Annotated in this window: 9 protein-coding genes; 8 read left to right on the plus strand and 1 reads right to left on the minus strand. The window is 48.5% G+C overall.

The genetic code is table 11. From position 1 onward, the window contains the following. The first annotated feature begins 66 nt into the window (after positions 1 to 66). The 8 genes from bioB (at position 67) to C3B51_RS21510 (ending at position 6880) form a co-directional block, all read left to right on the plus strand. Complete coding sequence (gene bioB, locus C3B51_RS21475; protein ID WP_046004389.1) at positions 67 to 1110, plus strand: biotin synthase BioB; 1044 nt, start codon at positions 67 to 69, stop codon at positions 1108 to 1110. Beyond that, entirely contained in the window at positions 1111 to 2244 is a 1134-nt protein-coding gene (locus C3B51_RS21480) for an aminotransferase class I/II-fold pyridoxal phosphate-dependent enzyme (RefSeq protein WP_130246343.1), read from the plus strand. It begins immediately after the preceding gene. Beyond that, complete coding sequence (locus tag C3B51_RS21485; RefSeq protein ID WP_130246344.1) at positions 2241 to 2996, plus strand: methyltransferase domain-containing protein; 756 nt, start codon at positions 2241 to 2243, stop codon at positions 2994 to 2996. The genes C3B51_RS21480 and C3B51_RS21485 overlap by 4 nt, the downstream gene beginning before the upstream one ends. Continuing rightward, the gene (bioD, locus tag C3B51_RS21490) at positions 2993 to 3688 is read left to right on the plus strand and encodes a dethiobiotin synthase (protein WP_206076664.1); all 696 of its coding nucleotides are present in this window, start codon (positions 2993 to 2995) and stop codon (positions 3686 to 3688) included. Before C3B51_RS21485 ends, bioD begins: the two co-directional genes overlap by 4 nt. Before the next feature lie 99 nt (positions 3689 to 3787). Beyond that, positions 3788 to 4033 (plus strand): Rho-binding antiterminator, encoded by a 246-nt coding sequence (locus C3B51_RS21495; protein ID WP_130246346.1) that lies wholly within the window; start codon positions 3788 to 3790, stop codon positions 4031 to 4033. 71 nt (positions 4034 to 4104) lie between these two features. Further along, positions 4105 to 4323 (plus strand): DUF7661 family protein, encoded by a 219-nt coding sequence (locus C3B51_RS23685; RefSeq protein ID WP_046004394.1) that lies wholly within the window; start codon positions 4105 to 4107, stop codon positions 4321 to 4323. Positions 4324 to 4497: 174 nt separating this feature from the next. Continuing rightward, positions 4498 to 6486 (plus strand): methyl-accepting chemotaxis protein, encoded by a 1989-nt coding sequence (locus C3B51_RS21505; RefSeq protein WP_130246347.1) that lies wholly within the window; start codon positions 4498 to 4500, stop codon positions 6484 to 6486. Between the two features lie 49 nt (positions 6487 to 6535). Continuing rightward, a complete protein-coding gene (locus C3B51_RS21510; RefSeq protein ID WP_130246348.1) occupies positions 6536 to 6880 on the plus strand; it encodes a 2OG-Fe(II) oxygenase in 345 nt (114 codons plus the stop codon). Between the two features lie 159 nt (positions 6881 to 7039). Here C3B51_RS21510 and C3B51_RS21515 read toward each other — a convergent pair whose 3' ends face one another. After that, complete coding sequence (locus C3B51_RS21515; RefSeq protein WP_046004397.1) at positions 7040 to 7243, minus strand: hypothetical protein; 204 nt, start codon at positions 7241 to 7243, stop codon at positions 7040 to 7042. Between the last annotated feature and the right edge of the window lie 114 nt (positions 7244 to 7357).

Here is a 7357-nt window from a genome sequence, read left to right on the forward strand (position 1 = left end):
GTAGACTAAGCCAATCACCGTCATAACAACTGACTAAAAAATGTCAGTCAAAAGAAGAGAATAATTATGGAATTGGGCACAGTACGTCACGATTGGACGCATAAAGAAGTCAAAGCACTATTTGAAATGCCTTTCAATGATCTGTTGTTTCATGCTGCGAGCATTCACAGAAAAAACTTTAATCCCAATGAAGTACAGATCTCTACACTTTTATCTATAAAAACCGGTGCGTGTCCGGAAGACTGTAAGTACTGCCCCCAATCGGGTCATTATAAAACCGACCTGGAGCGTGAACGTCTGATGGAAGTAGAAAAAGTCGTGGCTCAGGCCAAAGTGGCCAAAGAAAAAGGCGCAACACGGTTTTGTATGGGGGCTGCCTGGTCTGATCCGAAAGACCGCGACATGCCTTATATCGAGAAAATGGTGCGCGAAGTCAGAGAGCTGGGTCTGGAGACCTGTATGACGCTGGGCAAGCTTGATAATGATAAAGCCCATGCACTCAGAGAAGCGGGCTTAGATTATTACAACCACAACCTGGATACATCGCCCGAGTACTACGAGCAGATCATCACCACGCGGACTTATCAGGATCGTCTGGATACACTCGATCATGTCCGTGATGCGGGTATGAAAGTCTGTTCCGGTGGTATTGTTGGTATGGGTGAGCAAGCATCTGACCGTTATGGTCTGCTGATGCAGCTGGCTAACTTGCCAAAACAACCGGAAAGTGTGCCAATTAACATGCTGGTTAAAGTAGCGGGCACACCACTTGAAGACGTAGAAGATCTCGACCACTTTGAGTTTATTCGCACCATTGCTGTCGCACGTATTATGATGCCGTATAGCTATGTACGTTTGTCTGCGGGTCGTACCGCCATGAACGAGCAGATGCAGTCGATGTGCTTCTTTGCTGGTGCAAACTCGATTTTCTACGGTGACAAGCTGTTAACCACAGAAAACCCGGAAGCCGACGCAGACATGAACCTGCTAAGAAAACTCGGTATGCAACCGGAGAAGCGTCAGGATTATTCAGACGAAGCCTATGAAGCGTCTCTGAATTCTGCCATTGCAGACAAAGCCACTTCTGAACTGTTCTACGAAGCCAACTAAATGGCCTTTGAGTTCATCGGTGCAGCTCTGAGTAGCAGAGCTGCTGCCTCTTTGCTGCGCCATCGTCAGTGCATTGACAAGGTCTCTGCCCGTGAAATTGAAGTGGATGGTAAGCGTTACCTCAACTTTGCCAGTAACGATTATCTGGCTCTGGCCGACCAACCTCTGAATCTGACCGGCCAACCAGGCAGTCGCAGTTCGGCACTGGTGACCGGGTTTCAGTCAGTGCATGCGGCGTTTGAATCACAGTTGTGTGAAGCTTTTGGTTACGAAAGCGCATTGCTGTTCGCAAGTGGCTTTGCAGCCAATACCAGTGTACTTCAGGCGTTATTTAACGATCCGGCGGTTGGGCGCGAGTCAGAGCTGTTTCAGGATAAACTCAACCATGCAAGCCTGCTCGATGGTGCGTTGCATAGTCAGGCCAAACTGACCCGATTCAACCACAACGATGTGGGCCATTTACGCGCCCGGCTAGAAAAATCCAAAGCAAAACACAAACTGATTGTGACGGAAGGCGTGTTCTCGATGGACGGGGACTGTGCGCCTTTAGCTGATATTGCGCAGCTTGCAAAAACCCATAACGCCTGGCTGATGGTCGATGACGCCCACGCACTGGGCGTGGTAGGCGACAACGGGCTGGGCAGTATTGAACGTGGCGTAAAACCAGAACTTTTGGTGATCACCTTTGGTAAAGCCATGGCCTGTCAGGGGGCTGCAGTGTTATGCAGTGAACGGGTTCAGCAGTATCTGCTCCAGTTTAGCCGCGAATATATTTACTCCACCGCGATGTCGCCCATGCTGACCGACATCGCTCTCAGCCAGTTTGCTCAGTTACGCGGTGCAGTGTCACAAAGAGCGGCATTAAAAGATAATATTGCCTATTTTACGCAATCCGCTGCGCAATTAGGTATTGCAGTGATGCCCTCAGACACAGCCATTCAGCCTATTGTGCTGGGCTCAGCAGACAATGCTCTGGCGGCGCAACAGCAGCTCAAAGAGCGGGGCATTTGGCTTACTGCCATTCGCCCACCGACGGTGCCACAAAACGCAGCCCGGCTGCGTGTGACACTGACTGCGGCGCATACAACACAAGATATAGATGCGTTACTTAATGCACTTAAGGAGGCGATATGAGTGCGTCTGTTAAAGCGCAGGTCGCTTCACGTTTTTCTCGTGCGTCTCAGGTTTATGTACAGCATGCCAATGTCCAGCAACAAGCGGCGGAGATCCTGCTCAGGAAAATCACTCAACCCAGTACAACCTTATTAGATCTGGGCGCCGGCCCCATGCAGCACTATGACGCGCTAAGTAAACGCTGCGCTCATCTGGTGGCATTGGACCTCAGTGCCGGTATGTTAGAGCAGGGGCCTCAGGGTGCTTTTAAAGTCTGTGCGGATATGGACAATTTGCCGCTGGCAGATAACTGTGTAGATGCCATTTTCAGCAACTTTGCTATGCAATGGAGTCAGGATCATCCGGCTTTGTTTAAGGCGCTGAATCGAATATTAAAACCCGGCGGTAAAGCCTATCTGAGTGTTGTTGCCGACGGCTCTCTGTGCGAAATACAGCAGGCCTGGCAGAATGTTGATGCGCACTGTCATGTTAATCGGTTTACGTCCTTCGACAGTCTGCTTGCCTATGGTGAAGAGGCTGGGTTTGCGCTCGATGATGCCCATCTGATGTGCCTTAAAGAAACCTTTGCAACTGCGCAGGCTGCTTTTAAATCTGTGAAAGCTATTGGTGCTAACCAGTTGCAACATGAAGGCCAGCGTCGTGGTTTGCTGGGCAAGACACAATATCGTAAATTACTGGCAGGATATCCACTTACCAATGGCCGTGCCCAGTTAAGTTATCAGGTTGCGTTTATGGAGCTAACTAAATTATGAGTGCATTTTTTATCACCGGCACAGACACCGAAGTCGGCAAGACCCATGTGTCTTCTTTGCTGCTAAAACTATTGGCCCAGCGGGGAAAAAAAGCGGTGGGCTTTAAACCCCTGGCGGCAGGTGCCGAAGAAGCCTTTGGTCAGCTGGTTAATGAAGATGCACTAAGCCTGATGGAAGCGGCGTCTGTGCATGGTAAATACGAGCAGATCAATCCGTTTTGCTTTGAACCGCCCATTGCGCCGCACATTGCAGCCCAGCGTGCAGGTGTAGCCATCAGCTGCGAAGCTTTAAGTGAAAAGTATCAGGAACTGAGCACGTTAGGCGCAGAGTATACGCTGGTAGAAGGCGCCGGTGGCTGGGCATTACCGATAAACGATACTCAGTTTTTGTATGACTGGATTAAGCATGAAGAATTGCCCGTGATCCTGGTTGTGGGTATGAAGCTTGGCTGTCTGAACCATGCATTTTTGACCGAGCAGGCCATAGCCGCCGCCGGACTAAACTGTGTTGGCTGGGTGGCCAATCAGGTAGACCCTGCCATGCAGGAATACGACGCCAATCTGGAGACCTTAAAACAGCGATTAAAAGCCCCTTTGCTTGGTGTTGCGCCATACAGTGAGGGCACGCCCAAACTGCAGATCCACAGTGCATTGCTTGATTTACTGGGTCTTCAGCACAGCGCCAAAGCTTAATTGGTTTACGCAGACAGCACTCAACTTGGCCCGGGTTAAGTGCTGTTTGCGTGCTTAACACGAGCCACACTACCTATCATAACCTCGGAAACCAGCACTATGATCAGTTGCAGTGATTATGATTACTTTGAAATTGTTTGCATGTTTCACTACCCGATTACACTAAGCCTGCGAAATGGCGAGGAGCTCACGGGTGTTGCTGTGGACTTGTGCCGCGATGAGCAAAAAAATGAGTGTATTCAATTAAATGTTCATGGTACAACCAAACAAATACTGCTTACCCAAATTACTAAGCTGACAGTGACCGTCGCCAACCCTCATTTTTATGAAAAACAATTTAATTAGCTCATCGACTTTCTCATTAAATTAATGAAAACTGTGTCTGAGCGTACCTATTATTGTTTTAAGGAGCATGCATGACACTCAGGTTTAACGTATTTGGCAAGCGCATGTCCGTGAGTCGTATTGGAGCACAATGGCAGTTGTTTATTGACTCAGATACAGGGATCCGAGCACGTGTGTACGATGTGGTGATCCCGCCTGAGCTTGATGACGGGGAGCTGGCGAAGTATCTGGATGATATTTATCATGAACTGTCTTGTGAACGTTACCCCAGAGTGACACAGGTTGATTAGGAGATCACTCAGGCAAAAGCCTGCCACTCCTAGCCCGCCACGCTAAGACCACCCAACTAAGGTCGAAGTAGAGTTATTGTTGATTTTGCAGATTTTTGACTATCTTTAGTATCAATAAGGATAGCCAGTCATGGTGTATCAGATTGGCGTCATTAAGTGATCACCGGAGAAATCATGAATCTGCTAAAGCGCTTTTCTATCATACAACTATCCATTATCAGCTCTACCGCCTTACTCATTTTTATTCTTATTCTGCTTAGCAAAGTGGTTTTTCAGTACTGGCAGGATATTGAGGCCACTAAAAAGGACATTGCCTATATAGGTTTGCTGGATGCGATGGAAAAAGTAGCGCACCATCATGCCGTTGAGCGCGGTTTAACGGCGGGCTTTTTGGGTAACCCGAATGGACAAACCCGTCAGGCCGTTGCCGCACAGCGGATAAAAGCCGATGCCTCGGTTGCAGCACTGGAAGACTTATATCGCGGTGAATTTAAAGAAGATAAAAAGGTACAACAGTGGTTGCCAAACTTGTTCACCTTACTGCGAGAAAAAGATGCACTGCGCCGCGAGGTGGATCAGCAACAAGGCAAGAATGCCTTCAATTACTACAGCCATGTCAATCAGCTCACACTGAGTACGGCAATGCGGATGCAGGCCTATGTGACTAACCGGGAGTTGGCATCTAATTTGTCTATCGCTTTTCTCATGGCGCAGAGCAAAGAGCGCAAAGGGCAGTTGCGGGGTAAAGTAAATGGCGTACTGGCCAGGCAATCTGTCGATGAAGCCACTAAGCGTGACCTTGCCTATTATCAGCAGCAACTGACGTTACTCAAAGAGCAGCTAGAAACCGCCCTGACTGATGACACACTGAACACCTATAAGCAGATCATGTCAGACAGTCGCGCACAAACTCTGGACCGGGTGATTACGACGGTCTCGACTGCCGATAATATTGATTTTTCGCAACTGCCAGACAGCAGCCAGTGGTTTGCTCAGGCAACCGGGCAAATTCAGGATGTAAAAGCCTTGCTCGATAAGCAATGGGAACACACGCGTATTATCAGTGAAGCCTATCAGGCCGATCTTATCGAGCAAATGATCTGGCTGTTCGTGTTATTTTTGATCTTTATGCTATTTATTACAGTCATTAATACCCATTTGTTTACGTCATTGCGGGACGAGTTGAACGAGCTGACCGGCATTTTGACCAAAGTGGCCAATAATGGCGACCTGACCCTGGATGTGAGATTAAAAACCAGTGACGAGCTGGGTAAAATTTCGGAGTCTATCCATAACACTGTGTATGCTTTTAAGGACCTGCTGGTGGGGCTAGCTAAGTCTATTAATGTGGGTACTAAGCTGGGTAATCAGATGGAAAAAGCGGCCAGTCATGTTACCGAAGATGCGCAGCGCACTCAAAGCCTGGCAACCAATATTGCGGCCGCAATAGAGCAAATGGCTGCTACCAGTGAAGACATCGCCAAAGCCGCCTCAGATACGTTAACAGCCAGCGATCAGCTTAATGACGAATCAAAAAAGCTACTGGAGGACAATCAACGTAACCTGGATGCCATGAATGTGCTGTCGCAAAACATGGAGCAGGTCAATGAAATGGCGTTGAACATGGAGAAGCAGGTAGAAGAAATCAACACCATACTGGACTCTATCCGCAGCGTGGCCGATCAGACCAACTTACTGGCGCTGAATGCTGCTATTGAAGCGGCCAGGGCCGGTGAGCATGGCAGGGGGTTTGCGGTAGTCGCTGACGAAGTGAGAGGACTTGCCAATAACAGCAAAGGCTCGTCAGAGCAGATCTCCACCTTACTGCTCAGTCTCAATGATATCAGCCGTAACGTTGTCAGTGCCATCAAGGAAAACACCGGCCTGGCCAGCAGCATTATGAGTGAGGTTGAGCAAACCCGTCAGGTCTCAATGCAGGTGAGCGATCACAGTAATCATGTAGAGCAGTTAACTACCTCGGTGGCCACCGCGGCACAGGAGCAATCCGTGGTTGCACAGGATATTTCCAGCAACACTACTGCGGTACTAGATGCAGCGAACGAAGAGCTTAAAACCTCAAAAGCGCTGCAAAAACTCTTTGATGACATGAAATTAAACAGTGATACACTGCAACGCACTATGGACAATTTTAAAATCGACTAACGCGTAGGATCAACACTCAAACTGCGCAGGACGTTGAGTGAGTGCAGGTATGTTAAACAAACTATGGCGCTGGGAAGCGGGAAGACAAGACTCGGGCTACGATAAAATGCTGTTATGCGGCGCAATCTGGCCCATTAAATTCGACTGCTACCTGATCCACTTCCCGGTTGGCAGTGAAATTAAACAGCATGTGGATCAGGTCGACGCTGGCAAACATTACCGGCTCAATATTATCCTCAAACACGCCAAACAAGGTGGAGAGTTTATCTGCCAAAATACCCTTGTAAACTGGACAAGGGTTAAACTGTTCCGGCCCGACATAGAAGCTCATGCAGTGAGCAAAATCACACAAGGGAGCCGCTATGTGCTGAGTGTAGGTTGGGTGAAAGAATAAATAGTCATTATACTCTTTGGCCAGGACTCGTAATGCTGGTAAAAGTACCGGTTGCTGTGTGGGAATTTATCCGGCCAGACTACAAGAGTACAACAAAGAGTAGGGAATGAGCCCGGTATTAATAGTTACTTGGGCTCATTACCGTGGAGAAGTGCAGGATCAGGCTTGCTCTTTTTCGCGCGCCTGATAATTTGGCAGTAGTTCTTCGACAATGGTCTTTGCCGGGATGGTGTAGCGCACGCCGCTGAACATCACCGAGGTGTTTTCTTCAATACCGGTGATCCCGGTCAGTGTCCAGCCTTCGCCTTTTTCCGGGCACCATACTTTGGTGGTGGGGGGAATAACAATATACTCTTCGCTCATCTTAACGACTCCTGACGGCTGTTACTTAAGGCCCAATAGTTTATACTAATTTCGCGTAAAAGAGAGGGCTTTATTATAATACCAATTTCACTAAATACCTGTTCAATTTGACGG

The organism is Pseudoalteromonas rubra, assembly GCF_004212645.1.
Lineage (GTDB): Bacteria > Pseudomonadota > Gammaproteobacteria > Enterobacterales > Alteromonadaceae > Pseudoalteromonas > Pseudoalteromonas rubra_G.

Excerpts from the sequence above, each read along its gene's own strand:
- C3B51_RS21485 (WP_130246344.1), top strand. The coding sequence starts at position 2,241 with ATGAGTGCGTCTGTTAAAGCGCAGGTCGCTTCACGTTTTTCTCGTGCG.
- C3B51_RS21495 (WP_130246346.1), top strand. The coding sequence starts at position 3,788 with ATGATCAGTTGCAGTGATTATGATTACTTTGAAATTGTTTGCATGTTT.
- C3B51_RS21480 (WP_130246343.1), top strand. The coding sequence starts at position 1,111 with ATGGCCTTTGAGTTCATCGGTGCAGCTCTGAGTAGCAGAGCTGCTGCC.
- bioD (WP_206076664.1), top strand. The coding sequence starts at position 2,993 with ATGAGTGCATTTTTTATCACCGGCACAGACACCGAAGTCGGCAAGACC.
- C3B51_RS23685 (WP_046004394.1), top strand. The coding sequence starts at position 4,105 with ATGACACTCAGGTTTAACGTATTTGGCAAGCGCATGTCCGTGAGTCGT.
- C3B51_RS21505 (WP_130246347.1), top strand. The coding sequence starts at position 4,498 with ATGAATCTGCTAAAGCGCTTTTCTATCATACAACTATCCATTATCAGC.
- C3B51_RS21515 (WP_046004397.1), bottom strand. The coding sequence starts at position 7,243 with ATGAGCGAAGAGTATATTGTTATTCCCCCCACCACCAAAGTATGGTGC.
- C3B51_RS21510 (WP_130246348.1), top strand. The coding sequence starts at position 6,536 with ATGTTAAACAAACTATGGCGCTGGGAAGCGGGAAGACAAGACTCGGGC.
- bioB (WP_046004389.1), top strand. The coding sequence starts at position 67 with ATGGAATTGGGCACAGTACGTCACGATTGGACGCATAAAGAAGTCAAA.